Origin of the sequence: Haliea sp. (genome assembly GCF_040222615.1) — a bacterium.
In the GTDB taxonomy this organism is placed as follows: domain Bacteria; phylum Pseudomonadota; class Gammaproteobacteria; order Pseudomonadales; family Halieaceae; genus Haliea.
The window spans coordinates 1-16,415 of the sequence record NZ_JAVKCQ010000082.1; the positions used below are offsets into that span (position 1 = coordinate 1).

Here is a 16,415-nt window from a genome sequence, read left to right on the forward strand (position 1 = left end):
TTGCTGGGCGCCAGCGGCACCGGCAAGGAGCGTTTCGCCCGCGCCCTGCATGAACTGAGCCCGCGGGCCGGCAAGCGCCTGGTGGCGATCAACTGCGCCGCGATCCCGGAAAACCTGCTGGAGAGCGAACTGTTCGGCTACGAAAAGGGCGCCTTCACCGGCGCCAACCAGCAGACAGCAGGCAAGATTGAATACGCCCACGAGGGCACCCTGTTCCTCGACGAGATCGGCGATTTGCCGCTGGAGCTGCAGGCGAAACTACTGCGCTTCCTGCAGGAGCGGGTGGTGGAGCGTATCGGCGGGCGCAAGGAGATCGCGGTGGACGTGCGCATCGTCTGCGCGACCCACCAGGACCTGGAACAGCAGATGCGGGATGGACGCTTCCGCGAGGACCTGTACTACCGCGTCAGCGAAATGACCATCCAGATCCCGGCCCTGAAAGACCGCACCGGCGATGCCCCGGTACTGGCCAAGGCCTTCCTGGCGCGCTTCGCCAGTGAACTCGGTGCCGGCAGCCTGAGTTTCGATGCCGCAGCGCTGGCAGCCATCGAGCAGTACAGCTGGCCGGGCAATGTCAGGGAGCTGGAGAGCCGGGTCAAGCGCGGCGCCATCATGGCCGAGGGCTCCCAGGTGACTGCCAGTGACCTGGAACTTGACGCAGTGGCCGCGGGTGAAAACATGCCCCTGAACCTGCGCCAGATACGCGAGGCCGCCGAGCGCGACGCCATCATCCGGGCCCTTGGCCACGCCGGCGACAATGTGTCCGAAGCCGCCAATCTGCTCGGCGTTACCCGCCCCACCCTGTACTCCATGCTGGAGAAATATGCCCTCAAATAGGCCGGTCAGCGGCCGCTGATGAACCAGCCGGCGCGCAACCCGCTACCCTGGCTGTGGATCGCCTATACCTGCCTGTTGGTCTACGGCACCTGGTTTCCCCTGGAGCGCTGGGACTGGAACCTGGGCGGGCTGGAGGCCTTCCTGGCGCTGGACCGGCCGGCGCGGGTGCCGCGCTCCGACTTCATTCTCAACCTCATTGTGTACCTGCCGTTCGGGCTGCTGGCGATGCTCTGCCTGCCCGGCGGTCTGGTGCGGCGCCTGCTGCTGGCAACAGCCAGCGGCGTGCTGCTGTCCACCGTCCTTGAATTCGGCCAGACCTATCTCCCCAACCGGGTCAGCTCCCTCGCCGACCTGCTGCTGAACAGTGCCGGCAGCCTGCTGGGGGCGCTGGGCGCCGGGCTGACGACGCGACTGCCCCTGGCCCGGCGGCTGCTGCAGAGCGTGCACGGGGCGCTGCAGGACCCGGCCAGCGGTCGCCTCGGCCTGCTGGCCCTGAGCTGCTGGGTGCTGGCCCAGTGGGCGCCGCTGGTGCCGAGCCTGGATATCGGCAATCTGAGGGCGGGGGTGGCACCCCTCAAGGCCAGCCTGCTCGGCCATGCACCGCTGGAGGTTGCCAGGCTGACCAGCTACCTGCTGATGCTGGTGGCGGTGGGCAGTCTCGCCCTGGCCATCCTGGCACCGGCCCGCCGGCGCGTCCGCTGGCTGCTGTGCCTGACCCTCGCCGTACTGGCGGGCAAGGTTCTGGTCATGGGCCGGGTGCTGTCGACGGAAGCACTGCTCGCGCTTGCCGCGGCGGCGCCGGCGCTGTGGCTGCTGCGGCGGGCTCCGGTCAGCCTGCTGCGGCTGACGGTATTGCTGGCACTGATGGCATTCCACGTGCACGACGCCCTGCTCCCGGCCGCCCAGGACACAGCCCTGCGCGGCATGAACTGGATTCCCCTGCGCGGCCACATGAACAGCGTCAACGGAGTGGTCAACCTGCTGGCGACCACCTGGGTCTTCGTCGCCCTGGCCTGGGCGCTCTACCCCTGGACACGCGACAGGTATGGCCGCGCGCTGCTGGCCGGCGCTGTCGCCGCGGCGGCCTTCGGGCTGGAGTGGTGGCAGCAGTATATTCCCGGCCGCCACCCGGACCTGACCGATGTGCTGGTCGCTGCCGCCGCCTGGTGGCTGGCATCGGCCTGGGGCTGGCAGCAGCAACAGCACAGGCCCGGGGCGCCGGCTGCCTTTAGCGCTGCTACCGGCACCCGGTGGCGAGGCAAAGTCACCACCCGGCAACTGGGATGGGTCGCAGTGGCCTGCCTGTTGCTGCTGGGGGGACTCTACGCCACCGGCACCCGGGACCAGCGCCCGCCCTACACACTGCCCGCCGACGACCAACTGCCGGCACCGGTGTTTCCGGCCTGGCGTGAGGCTCACCCCCGGTTGCCGGCCCCGATGCCCGCCGATGTGCAGCTGCTGCAGAACCACAATCCCGGATTCTGGGCAAAGCACCGGCGCAGGGCGGCCGCCGGTGAGTTCTACTCGCGCATCCTGCTGGCCAGGGCCGAGCCCGGCTCGGTGGACCTGGACGCCCTGCACGCCGCGCTGCTGGCGCTGGAACCAAACTGGCGCGGCCACCTCCAGACGACGCCGCTTGCGCTGGCCTATGACTGGCTGTACCCCGACTGGAGCCTGGAGCAACGCCGGACGCTGCTGCTGAAGCTGGAGGCCGCCTGCGCCTACCAGGTACACGCCATTACCGACAAGTACGCGCTGTCACCCTATAACGTCTACCTCTACAACAGTCCCCTGCAGGCGCTGATGATGGCCGCGATCGCCAGCCACGGCGACAGCGCCGACGACCACTGCATGCGCTTCACCACCGACTACTGGCGCCACCGGGTGCTGCCGGTATGGCGCCAGGTCATGGGCCGGCAGGGCGGCTGGCACGAGGGGGGCGAATACGTCGGCATCGGCATTGGCCAGGCCATCCATCGCCTGCCCGCCCTGTGGCGCCACGCCACCGGCGAGGACCTGTTTGCCAGCGAGCCCGGCATCCGCGGCTTCGCCGACTTCGCCGTCCATCGCACCCGCCCGGATGGCACTTACGTCCGCCTGGGCGACGCCGCCTTTTTCCGCCGCCACATTCCCGACCTGGCACCACTGGCGCTGGAACTGGGCCACCGCGCCGCCTACACCCTGGCCAAACCGCCCCAGCTGCCCACGCCACTGGGCTACCCCTGGGGGCCCCTGTCCCGGGCCTCGCTGGCGGATCCCGATGCCCGCCAGGCACTGCCCACCAGCCGCTGGTTCGACGGCATCGGCCTGCTGCTGGCGCGCTCGTCCTGGGACCCGGACACCACCTTCGTGAGCTTCAGGGCGGGTCACAACTACTGGTCGCACTCGCACCTGGACCAGGGCGCCTTCACCATCTTCAGCGGCGGGGCCCTGGCCATCGACAGCGGGCTCTACAACCGATCCGGCTCCGACCACCACCGTATCTACACCAGCCAGAGTATTGCCCACAACGTCGTCACCGTGACCGACCCTGACGATACCGTGCCCATGCCACCGCGCCGGGAAGGCGATGCCAGCCGCGCCATCGCCAACGACGGTGGCCAGCGCCGGGTGGGATCCGGCTGGGGGCGCTCGGCACCCCTGGACTACAGCCACTGGTACCAGCAGCGGGATCACTACCAGACCGTGGGCAAGGTCCTCCAGGGCGACACCGAGGGCGTTTCCTGGGTGGTCGCGGATCTCACGCCGGCCTACACCAACAGCCGTTCCGGACGCGGTGATTTCGCCGAGCGCAGCCGCCGCGTGCGCCATTTTCAGCGCAGTTTCCTGTTCGACCGGGAGCAGGCTCTGGTGATCGTCCACGATCAGGTGGACAGTACCAATCCCGCCTTCCGCAAGAAGTGGTTGCTGCACAGCCAGGGACAGCCTGCGATTGCCGGCCGCAGTTTCCGGGTCGCGGTTGCCGCCAATGCCAGCACCGGCATGTCGGGGGGACAACTCCTCGGGCAGGTGCTGCTGCCCGAAGACGCCAGCCTGACCGCAATCGGTGGCCCCGGGTTCGAGTACTTTGTCGATGGCAGCAACCAGGACCAGGGCGGCACGGTACAGAAAGCCGCCCGCCGCCTGGCCGCTGAACGCGGCGCGGAGCCGGGCGCCTGGCGCCTGGAACTGCAGCCGGGATTGCAGCAACACCGGCATGAATTCCTCGTGGTGATGCGCACCGCCCCTCTCGCCAGCGCGGCTGAGGCACTGCCGCCAATGGCGCTGCAGCGGGTGGACGGTTCGCTGCTGCTGACCGTTGGCGATGACCGCCAGGTGGTGTACGTACTGCCGGATGGCAGCGAGCCGGTGCGGGTGCAGCGGCGCCCCTGATGCCGGTCGCTCAGGCCTGCGTGTCCAGCTCCACCAGCAAATTTGAGACCAGCAGGTCCAACGCCGCCTCTATACGCTCATACACCGCGCAGAACCCCTGCCAATCACTGAAATAGGGATCGGGGATGGCCGCCGCTGCGGGCGTCAAGGAGGACTCACAGTCCCCCAGCAGCCGCGCCTTGGCAAGTTGATCGCTGCCGGCGCACAGCGCCGCCAGCTCCTCCAGGTGCACCGGCTCCATCACCAGTACGTGATCGTTCTCCGCAAGCATGGCCGGCGTCAGCTGGCGGGCGCGGATGCGCCCCAGGGTAAAACCGGCTTCCAGCGCGAGTTTCCGCAGGCGTGGGTCCGGTGGCCGGCCCGGCTGGCCGACCCGGGTGCCGGCCGAGGCCACCGCCACCCGCCGCTGCAGGCCAAGCGCCCGCAACCGGTGGCGCAGCAGCGCCTCGGCCAGGGGCGAGCGGCAGACATTGGCGGTGCAGACAAACAACACTCGCAGCCGGGGACGCCACCAGATCATCGCAGTGTCGGCTCCCCCGCAGCGGTGGCCGGTGCGGGTTTAGGGTGTGACACGCTGCAGCAGTTCCGCAACCCAGGTGACCGGGATCGCATAGCTGATACCCGAAGGCCGCTCCAGCACCGCTTCCCGGGACTCCTTCACAAACACACTATTGACCACACCCAGTACCCGGCCAGTGGCCGGATCATACACCGGGCTGCCGCTATTGCCCGGGTAGGCGATGGCATCGAGCTGGAACACTGCAAACGGATTGCGCATGCGCTGTAACTGCACCGCGGTGAGGTCGCGCGCGCCGTCCGCGCTGCGCGCCACCGGGGTGATCGACGAGACAATACCGCGGTGGGTGACCGGGTACAGCCCCAGCACCGCACCGATCGGGAAGCCGGTAAACGCCACAGAATCCCCTTCCCGAACCGCCCGGTCATCACCCAGCGCCAGGGTTGGCAGCGGGCCACCGGCAATGCGCAGGATGGCGAGGTCGTGGGTGGGATCCTCGGCGACAATCTCCGCGGCGTGCGCCCGTGCATCCTTGCCGCGCCCCGTGAACACCGCCAGCCGCTGCTGATTATCGTGGTCAAGCAATTCCGGCAGCACGTGATAGTTGGTCACAACCAGCTGGCCATCGCCCACGACAAATCCGGTCCCCCGCAGAACGTCCGGACGCCTGTCGCCGATGGGCTGGCGCGGGGGATAACTGGTGCCGACCCCAACAATGGCCGGCCGCACTCGCTCAATGACATCCGCCAGCGAGTCGGCCAGCGCCGCGGGCGCGGTGAGCAGCAGTGACAACAGCAACACCGGCAGCCGGGCCAGATGGCGGGCACGGGAATTCGGATTCATAATGGCACTCCTGCCGGATCGGGATCACACTTCTGGTACTCGACACTTGCCGCCGGCGGCCCTGCGGGCAACACTGGCGCCGGAGAACCTTAGTCCAGAATGCATGGGCAGCGCAAACAACACCCACAGGGAGAACCAGCACGTGGCGGATCTGCTCCACGAGTTCATTGCCGCAGCCGCAGCCACTCAGGGCGAGCGGCCCGCGCTGCTGTTCCGGAATAGCACCCTCAACTACACCGAGCTGTGGCAGCATGTCAGCGGCGTTGCCCACGGCCTGCTGGCGACTGACATCAAGGCGGCGGAGCGGGTGGCCGTCTATCTGCCAAAGCAGCCGGAAACGGTAGCGGCCATGTTTGGCGCCGCCGCCGCTGGCGCCAGTTTTGTCCCTGTGAACCCCCTGCTCAAGCCGCGCCAGGTCAGTTACATCCTGCAGCACAGCCAGGCCCGGATACTGGTCACCTCGGGCCAGCGCCTGCAGCTGCTGGCCGCGGAACTGGCCCACTGCCCGGACCTGCACACCGTGGTACTGGTGGATGAGCTCGCCGCCGAAGGCGTGGATGCCCTGACCCGGGAGCTGCCCGCGATCACCCTGCGCGCCTGGCGCGACCTGCTGGCGGCTCCGGCGCGGCCCGCCCATCGCCGCATCGACACCGACATGCTTGCGCTGCTCTATACTTCCGGCAGCACCGGCAATCCCAAGGGCGTGGTGCTGTCCCACCGCAACATGGTGGCGGGCGCCCGCAGCGTTGCCCAGTATCTGGAAAATACGCCGGAAGACCGGCTGCTGGCGGTGCTGCCCCTGAGCTTCGATGCCGGCCTCAGCCAGCTCACCACCGCTTTCTCGGTGGGTGCCTCGGCGGTGCTGATGGACTACCTGCTGCCGCGTGATGTGTTGAAGGCGGTGGTCCGCTACCGGGTGACCGGCCTGGCTGCGGTACCGCCCCTGTGGAACCAGCTGCTGCAGCAGGACTGGCCCGCCGAGGTCGCGGACAGCCTGCGCTACGTCACCAACACCGGCGGCGCCATGCCGGTGGCCAGTACCCGCGCCCTGCAGCAGCGCCTGCCGCACACCCGCATCTACCTGATGTACGGCCTTACCGAGGCTTTCCGCTCGACGTTCCTGCCCCCGGAGGAGCTGGACGCGCGGCCACAGTCGATCGGCAAGGCGATCCCCAACGCCGAGATCCTGGTGGTCAATGAAGCGGGCCAGGTGTGCGCCCCCAACGAGCCCGGCGAGCTGGTGCACCGGGGCGCGCTGGTGGCCCTCGGCTACTGGAACGACCCGGAGAAAACCGCGGAGCGGTTCCGGCCCTGCCCGGGGCAGGACCCGGCCCTGCCGGTACCCGAGCTGGCGGTATGGTCGGGCGATCAGGTGGCGCGCGACGAGGACGGTTTCCTGTACTTTGTCGCCCGCAAGGATGACATGATCAAGACCTCGGGTTACCGTGTCAGCCCCACAGAGGTGGAAGAAGTTGCCTACCACTCGGGGCTGGTGGCGGGCGCAGCGGCGCTGGGCCTGGCCCACGCCCAGCTGGGGCAGGCCATCGCCCTGGTAGTCACCCCGGCAGCCGGCGCCGACCGGGCAACCCTGGACGCGGACCTGCTGGCCTTCTGCCAGCGGGAGCTGCCCAATTTCATGGTGCCGACGCGAATCGTGGTGCGCGACACCCTGCCCCACAACCAGAATGGCAAGATCGACCGGCGCGCCCTTGGCGCCGAGTATGCACACCTGCTTGAGGAGTCCCGGACGTGACCAGCAGCACCGACCCCGCAACCGGCGCCGCCGACAGCCCGGCCCGCAGCCGCCCCCGGCACGCACCGCAGCTCAATTTCGCCGTGGTCGACAACTGCCTGCAGCTGGGTGGCCAGCCGCTCACCGCCCTGGCGGCGCGGGCCGGGGGCCGCCCGTTCTACGCCTACGACAGCGCATTGATGACCCGGCGCGTCCAGACCCTGCGGGAGCAGCTGCCTGCAGCCATTCACCTGCACTACGCGATCAAGGCCAACCCGATGCCCGCCGTGGTAGGACACATGGCCGGACTTACGGATGGCCTCGACGTGGCCTCTGCCGCCGAACTGGCCACAGCCCTGGCCACCGGCATCGATCCATCCACCATCAGCTTCGCGGGCCCTGGCAAGTCGCTGGAGGACCTGGAGGCGGCAGTGCGGGCCGGGGTCATCATCATTCTCGAATCGACCACGGAAATGCAGCGGGTGGCGGACCTGGCCAGCACCGTGGCAACGCCACCGACGGTGGCGATCCGGGTCAACCCGGATTTCGAGCTCAAGGCCTCAGGCATGAAAATGGGCGGCGGCCCCAAGCCCTTCGGCATCGATGCCGAACAGGTGCCGGATGTCATGCGACAGCTCGCGGCGCTGCCACTGGACCTGGTGGGCCTGCACATATTCAGTGGCTCCCAGAATCTGCGCCCGGAAGCCCTGATCGAGGCGCACGACAAGACCTTCGCCCTCGCCCTGCGGCTGGCGGCGGAGGCCCCGAGGCCCTTCCGCTGGCTCAACATTGGTGGCGGTTTCGGCGTGCCCTACTTTCCCGGCGAGGAACCCCTGGACCTGGTGCCGGTGGTGGCCAATCTGCAGCAGCGGGTGGACGAAGCGCTCCAACAACTGCCCGGCGTGGAACTGGTCATGGAACTGGGGCGTTACCTGGTTGCGGAAGCGGGCATCTACGTCTGCACGATCAGCGACAGAAAAGTGTCCCGTGGCCACACGTTCCTCATCACCAACGGGGGCCTGCACCACCACCTCGCCGCATCGGGCAATTTCGGCCAGGTAATTCGCAAGAATTATCCGGTCTGTATCGGCAACCGCGTCCACAGCGATGAGGAGGAAACCGTATCCATCGTCGGCCCCCTGTGCACCCCCCTGGACATCCTGGCGGAGCGCATGCCGCTACCGCGGGCCGCTATCGGCGACCTGGTGGTCCTGTTCCAGTCCGGTGCCTATGGCTATACCGCCAGCCCCCATCAGTTTCTCAGCCACCCTCCCCCCCTCGAATTCCTGCTTTGAGGCAGCCAACTGCGACCTCTGTCACAAAATTTTACACCGCACAGGAAATGTCATGATCACCTGCTAGACTGAAAAGTCCCTGCTGAGCGAACCGAAACCGGAACCCAGGGCGGCAAAGCCGGACGAGCCAGAGAGTCAGCGATCATGATAGCGAGCAGCCTGTTGGGAACCAAACGCGTCTTCAACCACCACGTCCATATCGCCTACTATTGGCTGGCGCTCCTGGACGCCGTGTTGTTCGTCGGCGCCTGTTACCTGGCCACCTGGGCCTATTACCTGCGCGAGCCCGTGCAGCTGGGGCTGCACCTGAACGCGCTGCCGGTGCGAGCCGGTATTTTCGCCGTCATCACCGTGCTGGCGATGACGTCCATGGGGCTGTACCAGCCACGTCTGCGGGAGGGTACCAACGGCGTCCTGCTGCGCGTGGGCGGCGCCCTGCTGCTGGTCATGGTGGCGATGTCCGCCATCTTCTACCTGCTGCCTTCCCTGCTGCTGTGGCGCGGCGTACTCGCCTACACTCTGGTGATCGCCTTCGTTTCCGCCCTCACCACCCGGCTCGTGTTCAGTAATACGGTTGAGCTGGAGCAGTTCAAACGCCAGGTACTGGTGCTCGGAAGCGGCCAGCGCGCGGCCAATATTGCCGGGCGCATGCGGCGCAAGAGCGACCGCCGCGGCTTTCGGGTAGCCGGCTATGTGCGCTGGGGCAACGAGGACACCGCCGTGACCACGGGGAACGTGTTCACCCCGGACCAGTCGCTTGCGGAGTACGCCCGGGACCACGATATCCAGCAGATTGTGGTCGCCCTGGATGACCCGCGCACCCTGCCGGCAGACGACTTGGTGCGCTGCCGCACCTGGGGCATCGAGGTAATGAACATTCTCGATTTCTTCGAGCAGGAGGCGAGCAAGGTGCTGGTGGAGGAAGCCCCGGCCGAGTGGTTCATCTACGCCGACGGCTTCAACTGCGGCAGGGCCCACGGCTTCACCAAGCGCGGCATGGACCTGCTGGCGGGCTTCCTGCTGCTGACCGGTACCTGGCCGCTGATGCTGGTCACTATCCTCGCCATCAAGCTGGAAGATGGCTGGCGGGCCCCGGTCATTTTCCGCCAGAAGCGGGTGGGCCTGGACGGCCGGACCTTCAATGTCCTGAAGTTCCGCAGCATGACGGTGGACGCGGAAAGCGATGGCAAGGCACGCTGGGCCACCAGCAACGATGCGCGCATTACCCGCGTGGGCCATATCATCCGCAAATTGCGCATCGACGAACTGCCCCAGGTAATCAATGTGATGGTCGGTGACATGTCACTGGTGGGGCCGAGGCCGGAGCGTCCGGAGTTCGTGCGCCAGCTGTCGACAGAGATCCCGTTCTTCGACAAACGCCACTGCGTCAAGCCGGGGATTACCGGCTGGGCCCAGCTCAACTATCCCTACGGCGCTTCCACCCGGGACGCCCTGCACAAGCTGGAATACGATCTCTACTATGTGAAGAACCGCAGCCTGTTCCTGGATTTCCTGGTACTGCTGCAAACCGCAGAGGTTATTCTGTTCGGCAAGGGTGCCCGCTGACAGGCACCCCCGGCAGCCGGCTCCCGCGGGCGCCGGCATACCCCAAATGTGTCAGATTTTTTAACGTTCTCCCCGCTTCGCGCCTTGAGCTACAGCCCCGGCTTGGGTAACCTTCTGATAACGTGAGCCAGCAGCAAGACTGGTGCAAAACTTGCTTGCCATAAACAACGCAGCGAGAAAACCGGAAGGGGTACGCAGGCAATGGACATGGTACTGACGATTATCGCTGTACTTGGGCTGGGTGCTCTCCTGATATCGGTTGTCATCTTCACCGTGGCCGCCCGCCGCTACGTCTCCGAGGACGACAGCGAACCCCTGGGGCTGGTTGCCGACAGTGGCCGCGACTACCGGCCCCGCAACCGCGAGGATCGCCGACAATCACGACCACCGGTGATGTTCCCCATTACGGTCGACGGCGAGCTCATCCCACAAGACCGGCGCCAGCGGCCCGATCGCCGGCACCATTCACGGTAGTCCCCCGGCCCAGCCTCAAGGGTCACCCCGCCATCGCGCGTGGCGCCGCCAAAGGTGACTTGCCCCCGGCGCGGCTCACCAATCCCTACTTTTCCCGACTCTGCCCACGACAAGCGCCAGCGCTGCCACTAGACTGGTAAGCTGACGGGTAACTGAGGGCGACTCCATGGCACGCCGACTTCTGGCCAGCCTGCTGCTCGCCGGCACCTTCGCAGTGGTTGCCGGCTGCGGCGGTGGCGGTGGCAGCGAGACCGCGCAATCCCCTGCCCCACCTGACACGCCCGCCCCCGGTGGCGGGGACCCCGCGCCGGTTGACCCGGACACTCCGGAACCCCTGCGTGGCATAAACGCAGCCGCCAGGCTCGCTTCCCGGGCGACCTTCGGCATGCCCTGGGCCGAGATCAATACCATCGCCGACCGGGGCCAGGACGCCTGGCTGGAGGACCAGTTCGCCCTGCCGCCCGCCTACCACGACCCGGTCGTGGCCGAACTGCAGACTCGCGCGGCGCGTGGTGACTTCGACGTACTCGACCTCGACCTCGATCCGGTCATCCTGCAGGGAGTGTTCAGTCGCATGGCCTGGTGGCACCGGACCCTGACGGCAGAAGACCAGCTGCGCCAGCGGGTAGCCTTTGCCCTCAGCGAAATCTTCGTGGTGTCGGACAATCTCGATGTGCTGTTCATCTCACCCTATGCCATGAGCAATTACTACGACACCCTGCTGAGCCACGCCTTCGGCAATTTTCGCGACCTGCTGCTGGCGGTGACCCTGCACCCCACCATGGGTGTCTACCTCAGCCACATCAACAATGCCCGCGCCGACCCCGAGGCCAACACCTTCCCCGACGAAAACTACGCGCGGGAAGTCATGCAGCTGTTTTCCATCGGCCTGTTCGAGCTGAATCCCGATGGCAGCGAGCGCCTGGATGACGCCGGCCAGCCCATCCCCACCTATGACAACGAAGATATCGGCGAGCTGGCCCGGGTGTTCACCGGCTTGTCCTTTGCCGGAGCCAACAACCGTTTTCCGAGCCGCCTGCCCGAATTTCGCGAACCCATGCGCATGTTTGAGGCTTTCCACGACAACGGCGACAAGCAACTACTGGGGGGCGCCATCCTCGCTGGCGGCCAGGGTGGCCTGCAGGATATCGAGGATGCCATCGACAACCTGTTCCAGCACCCCAATGTCGGGCCATTCATCGGCCGCCAGCTGATCCAGCGGCTGGTCAGCTCCAATCCCTCGCCCGCCTATGTGGAACGGGTCACCGCGGCCTTCAACGGTGACGGCGGCGCGGTGCGCGGCGATATGCGCAGCGTACTGCGGGCAGTCCTGCTGGACCCGGAAGCGCTGGCACTGCCGGACCCGGACACCCCCCGCGGCAAACTGCGTGAGCCCCTGCTGCGGCTGGTGGCCGCCCTGCGCCAGCTCAACGCCAGCAGCCCGGACGGTTTCTACGCCAACACCGGCTTCTACGTCCAGGAGCAGATCCAGCAACACCCGCTGTCGGCCCCCAGCGTATTCAATTTTTTCCTGCCGGCCTTCCAGCCGGTGGGCGCAATCGCCGACGCGGGGCTGGTAGCGCCGGAGTTCCAGATTACCAACAGCGGTTCGGTCATCGCCATTGCCAACCTGCTGCAGGGCGCGGTACTGGGCGATTTCCTCAACGACCTGCGGGTGCCGCCGTTCAGCCCCGCCAGCCTGGATCTCGATGAATATCTGGCACTGGCTGACGACGTCCCGGCGCTGCTGGACCGCCTGGACACGGTCTTTACCTACGGCACTCTGGGCGACGATAGCCGCGACAGCATCGCCGAGGCCGCCGCCCTGATCGACGATACTGAGCTGCGGGTCCGGGTTGTCCTGTACCTGCTGCTGATCTCCCCCGACTACGCCGTGGAGTTGTGACCATGCTGACCCGTCGACACCTGCTGCAACACGGCCTGACCCTGGGTGCCGCCAGCGGCCTGGCGCCCCTGCTGCAACTGGGCTTCGCCCGCCGGGCCGCGGCCCAGGAGGCAACCGGCGATTACCGGGCACTGGTGTGCATTCTGCTGGCCGGCGGCAACGACTCCTTCAACATGCTGGTGCCCTGGGATACTGGCGCCTACGCCGATTATGCCGCCATGCGCTCGGATCTCGCCCTGCCCCGGGACAGCCTGCTGCCGCTCGCCGGCAGTGACAGCGACGGCAGGCGCTACGCCCTGCACCCGGGCATGCCCGGGCTGCAACAGCTGTTCGCGGCGGGCGACGCGGCAACCCTGAGCAACGTCGGCCCCCTGGTGGTGCCACTGGACACCGCCGCTGTCGCCGCGGGCTCCTGGCCTGTGCCCCTGGGCCTGCTGTCCCACGCCGACCAGATCCAGCAGTGGCAGACCGCGGTGTCAGACGCACGTATCGCCCAGGGCTGGGGCGGACGTATCGCGGATCTGGTGCAGGGCGCATCCCCCCTGAATGGGCTGTCGATGAATATTTCCCTCTCCGGCAACAACGTCTTCCAGAGCGGCCAGGTCACCACACCCTACAGTGTCACCACCGCAGACGCGGGTGCGGTCAGCCTGAACGGCTATACCGATGACACGCCCGGCGGGGAGTTTACCCGCGGGGTGGTGGATGCCCTGCTGGCCGCCGACCAGCGCCAGCTGCTGCGCCGGGAATACCGCAACCGCTTCGCCGAGGCCCTGGCTACCCAGCAGACCGTGGCCTCAGCGCTGGCTTCCGCCACACCGCTGGCAACAGCGTTTGCCGACAATGACTTCGCCCAGTCACTGCGCCAGATCGCCCGCCTGATCAGCGTACGGGAGCAACTGGGCGCGACCCGGCAGACCTTTTTTGTGACGGTGGGAGGCTGGGATCACCACGATGGCCTGCTGGAAAACCAGGCCGCCATGCTACCGATGATCGACGCCGGCCTATTGGCGTTTCGCGACGCCCTGACGGAACTCGATGCCCTGTCATTGGTGACCACCTTCACCTCGTCGGACTTCGGCCGCACCCTGACCTCCAACGGCAAGGGCTCAGACCACGGCTGGGGCGGTCACCATGTCATCATGGGCGGTGCGGTCAATGGCGGCCAGTTCTACGGCGAGTACCCGGATCTCAGTCCAGACAATCCCCTGGACGTCGGCCGCGGGGTGTATATCCCTACCACCGCCACGGATCTTTACTTCGCCGAACTGGTCCGCTGGTTCGGCGTCTCCGACAGTGACCTCGACCAGGTGCTACCCAACCTGGGGCGCTTCTACAGCCCGTCCCAGGGCGCGCCGCTGGGCTTCATGCTGCCCGGCTGAGCACGGGGACCAATACGGGGCCTGGCTCCCGAAGCTGGCCCCCGGTTTCTGTGGTGACAAGCCTCGCCGGTACTGTTACGCTTATCTTGTTAGACTCAAACAAGCAAAAGTGCCAGCGCTGGAAGGTGCGGTACCCGGACAGGAATAACAATAATGCAGAAAACGATCGCCGTCGCCGGTGGTACCGGCGGACTGGGAGCACCCATCTGTCGGGAGCTGGCAACCCGTGGTTACCACCTCGTGGTGGGCTATCACAGCCGCCGGGAAGCAGCCGAGCAGCTGGCCACCAGCATTGCGGAGGCCGGCGGCAGCGCCAGCGTAGAGCCGGTGAACCTCTGCGACGAGCAGCAGGTGCAGCGCTTTCTCGCTCACGCCGGCAGTCTGGGCGCGGGGCTGGCCGGGGTCGTCAATGCCACCGGCCCCGCGATCCCGCTGCGGCCCCTCGCCGAGATCAGCAGCGCCGAGTTTCGCCATATCATGACCACTGACGTGGAGGGCGCCTTCAACCTGCTGACCGCCGCCGGCAAGTTGTTCGCGGCCACGGGCGGCGGCGCGATCCTGCAGCTGCTGACCACGGCGGTCCTGCGCACCCTCGAGAACGACGCCATGTCCGGCATCCCCAAGACCGCCATCATGGGCATCGTGCGCCAGCTGGCGCGGGAGCTCGGCCCGCAGAACGTCCGCATCAACGGTATCGCGCCCGGGGTCATCGACGCCGGTATCGTCCACAGCTCCTTCACCGCGGACCCGGTGGCCGAGGCTGTGATCAGGGACTGCCTGGACAAGACCCCCATGCCCCGCATGGGTCGCCCGGAGGAAGTCTCCGCCCTGGCCGCATTCCTGCTCAGCGACCAGGCGGGCTACATCAACGGACAGATTATTGGTATCGATGGAGGTTACAGCGCATGAATTCGCTGACCAGCAAACACTGTACGCTCACCGTGGCTGCCGCCGCCCTCGCCGCGGCCACCGCGCTGGGCCCGATAGCGCAGGCAGACACCACCCTGGCCGCCAGCGGCGAGCCCTTGTACGCGGAGAACTGCGCCGTCTGCCACGGCCTCAACCTGCGCGGTTCGGCCCACGGCAATACCCTCAAGGGCGCCGGATTCCTGGGCCAGTGGGGTTCGCGGGAAGCCATGGCCTTGCTCGCCTACAACCGGGCCAACATGCCGCCCGGCGGAGCCGGCAAGCTCAGCGACGCCGAGCACGCAGCCATTGCCGCCTGGCTGATCGAGGCCAACCGGGAAGCCGGCGATCCGGAGAGCCTGCTGTTCACCAGTCTGCCGGCCCTGGCAGCCGCCGCGGACGGTTCGGAAGTGGTGTCCTGGGTGGCCTTCGACGCCGCCGGCAGCATCGATGCCGACGCCCGCACCCGCGGTGGTTTCAGCAACCGGGAAGTGGAGGATTTCCAGCCGGTCACCGCCGCGCTGCTGCGCGACCCGCCGGACAGCGACTGGCTGAGCTGGCGCCGCACCCTGGACGGGCAGGGCTACAGCCCACTGCAGCAGATCAACCGCGACAGCGTCAGTGACCTGAAGCTGGCCTGGGTCCTGACCATGAAGGACGGCAGCAACCAGGTCACCCCGCTGGTGCACAACGGCATCATGTACCTGACCCACCCGGGCAACGTGATCCAGGCCGTCGCCGCGGACAGCGGCGAGCTGATCTGGGAATACAGCTACAGCTTTCCGGAAGCATCGCGGACCCTGGGCGGCCCGGTGCGCAACATCGCCATCTACGGCGACAAACTCTACATGGCCACCTACGATGCGGCCATCGTCGCGGTCGATGCCCGCAACGGCCGGGAGGTCTGGCGCACGCCGAAGGCGGACTACGAACAAGGCTACACCCACACCGCCGGACCCATTGTCGGCGACGGCGTGGTACTGAGCGGCATCAACGGCTGCGAGTGGTACAAGGAGGACGGCTGTTTCATCACCGGCCACGACGCCGACACCGGTGAGGAACTGTGGCGCACCTCCACCATCGCCCTGCCCGGCACCCCCGGCGGCGATACCTGGGCCGGGCTGCCCGCGGAGATGCGCGCCGGCGGCGACAGCTGGATTGCCGGCTCCTACGATCCGGAGCTGAAACTGTTTATCCTCGGCACCTCCCAGGCCAAACCCTGGGTCGCCGCCAGCCGCGGCATGTCCACCACCGACGAAGCCCTGTATACCAACTCGACCCTGGCACTGCGCCCGGATACCGGTGAGCTGGCCTGGTATTTCCAGCATATTCCGGGAGAGACCATCGACATGGAAGTGGGCTTCGAGCGGGTCCTGATCGATGTCGATGGCAAAAAGCGGGTATTCACTATCGGCAAGGACGGCCTGTTGTGGCAGCTCGATCGCAGCACCGGCCAGTATGTCAGCGTCGCCGAGACCCTGCCCCAGACCATTTACGCCGAGATCGACAAGGTGCGCGGCGTGGTGCGCTACCGGGACGACATTGTCGCCGCCGGCGTCGGCGACACCATCGAAGCCTGCCCGGG

At 67.1% G+C, this 16,415-nt stretch carries 12 protein-coding genes; 10 read left to right on the forward strand and 2 right to left on the reverse strand.

Annotated features, from left to right (window positions below; genetic code table 11):
- Both RJQ10_RS07295 and RJQ10_RS07300 read left to right on the forward strand, forming a co-directional pair.
- The coding region (locus RJQ10_RS07295; RefSeq protein WP_350145117.1) for a sigma 54-interacting transcriptional regulator at window positions 1–837 on the forward strand (837 nt) is incomplete at its 5' end.
- 18 nt (window positions 838–855) lie between these two features.
- Entirely contained in the window at window positions 856–4,209 is a 3,354-nt protein-coding gene (locus RJQ10_RS07300) for a VanZ family protein (RefSeq protein WP_350145119.1), read from the forward strand.
- Window positions 4,210–4,219: 10 nt separating this feature from the next.
- Here RJQ10_RS07300 and RJQ10_RS07305 read toward each other — a convergent pair whose 3' ends face one another.
- Together RJQ10_RS07305 and RJQ10_RS07310 are read right to left on the reverse strand one after the other, a co-directional pair.
- Entirely contained in the window at window positions 4,220–4,729 is a 510-nt protein-coding gene (locus RJQ10_RS07305) for a low molecular weight protein-tyrosine-phosphatase (protein WP_350145121.1), read from the reverse strand.
- 39 nt (window positions 4,730–4,768) lie between these two features.
- Window positions 4,769–5,569 (reverse strand): S1 family peptidase, encoded by an 801-nt coding sequence (locus RJQ10_RS07310; protein WP_350145123.1) that lies wholly within the window; start codon window positions 5,567–5,569, stop codon window positions 4,769–4,771.
- Window positions 5,570–5,711: 142 nt separating this feature from the next.
- On the opposite strand from RJQ10_RS07310, the gene RJQ10_RS07315 reads away from it, so the two are divergent.
- The 8 genes from RJQ10_RS07315 to RJQ10_RS07350 form a co-directional block, all read left to right on the forward strand.
- Window positions 5,712–7,322 carry an acyl-CoA ligase (AMP-forming), exosortase A system-associated gene (locus RJQ10_RS07315; RefSeq protein ID WP_350145125.1) on the forward strand — a complete coding sequence of 537 codons (1,611 nt, stop codon included), beginning with the start codon at window positions 5,712–5,714 and terminating at the stop codon, window positions 7,320–7,322.
- The gene (locus tag RJQ10_RS07320) at window positions 7,319–8,596 is read left to right on the forward strand and encodes a pyridoxal-dependent decarboxylase, exosortase A system-associated (protein ID WP_350145127.1); all 1,278 of its coding nucleotides are present in this window, start codon (window positions 7,319–7,321) and stop codon (window positions 8,594–8,596) included. Before RJQ10_RS07315 ends, RJQ10_RS07320 begins: the two co-directional genes overlap by 4 nt.
- A 144-nt stretch (window positions 8,597–8,740) precedes the next feature.
- Window positions 8,741–10,162, forward strand: coding sequence for a TIGR03013 family XrtA/PEP-CTERM system glycosyltransferase (locus tag RJQ10_RS07325; protein WP_350145129.1), 1,422 nt, complete (start codon window positions 8,741–8,743; stop codon window positions 10,160–10,162).
- Between the two features lie 201 nt (window positions 10,163–10,363).
- Window positions 10,364–10,636, forward strand: coding sequence for a hypothetical protein (locus RJQ10_RS07330; protein ID WP_350145130.1), 273 nt, complete (start codon window positions 10,364–10,366; stop codon window positions 10,634–10,636).
- A 166-nt stretch (window positions 10,637–10,802) separates the two neighbouring features.
- Window positions 10,803–12,542, forward strand: coding sequence for a DUF1800 domain-containing protein (locus tag RJQ10_RS07335; protein ID WP_350145132.1), 1,740 nt, complete (start codon window positions 10,803–10,805; stop codon window positions 12,540–12,542).
- Between the two features lie 2 nt (window positions 12,543–12,544).
- Window positions 12,545–13,924 (forward strand): DUF1501 domain-containing protein, encoded by a 1,380-nt coding sequence (locus RJQ10_RS07340; RefSeq protein WP_350145134.1) that lies wholly within the window; start codon window positions 12,545–12,547, stop codon window positions 13,922–13,924.
- A 153-nt stretch (window positions 13,925–14,077) separates the two neighbouring features.
- Window positions 14,078–14,833 carry an SDR family NAD(P)-dependent oxidoreductase gene (locus RJQ10_RS07345; RefSeq protein ID WP_350145136.1) on the forward strand — a complete coding sequence of 252 codons (756 nt, stop codon included), beginning with the start codon at window positions 14,078–14,080 and terminating at the stop codon, window positions 14,831–14,833.
- A partial coding sequence (locus tag RJQ10_RS07350) for an outer membrane protein assembly factor BamB family protein (RefSeq protein WP_350145138.1) occupies window positions 14,830–16,415 on the forward strand: 1,586 nt, incomplete at its 3' end. The genes RJQ10_RS07345 and RJQ10_RS07350, both read left to right, overlap by 4 nt.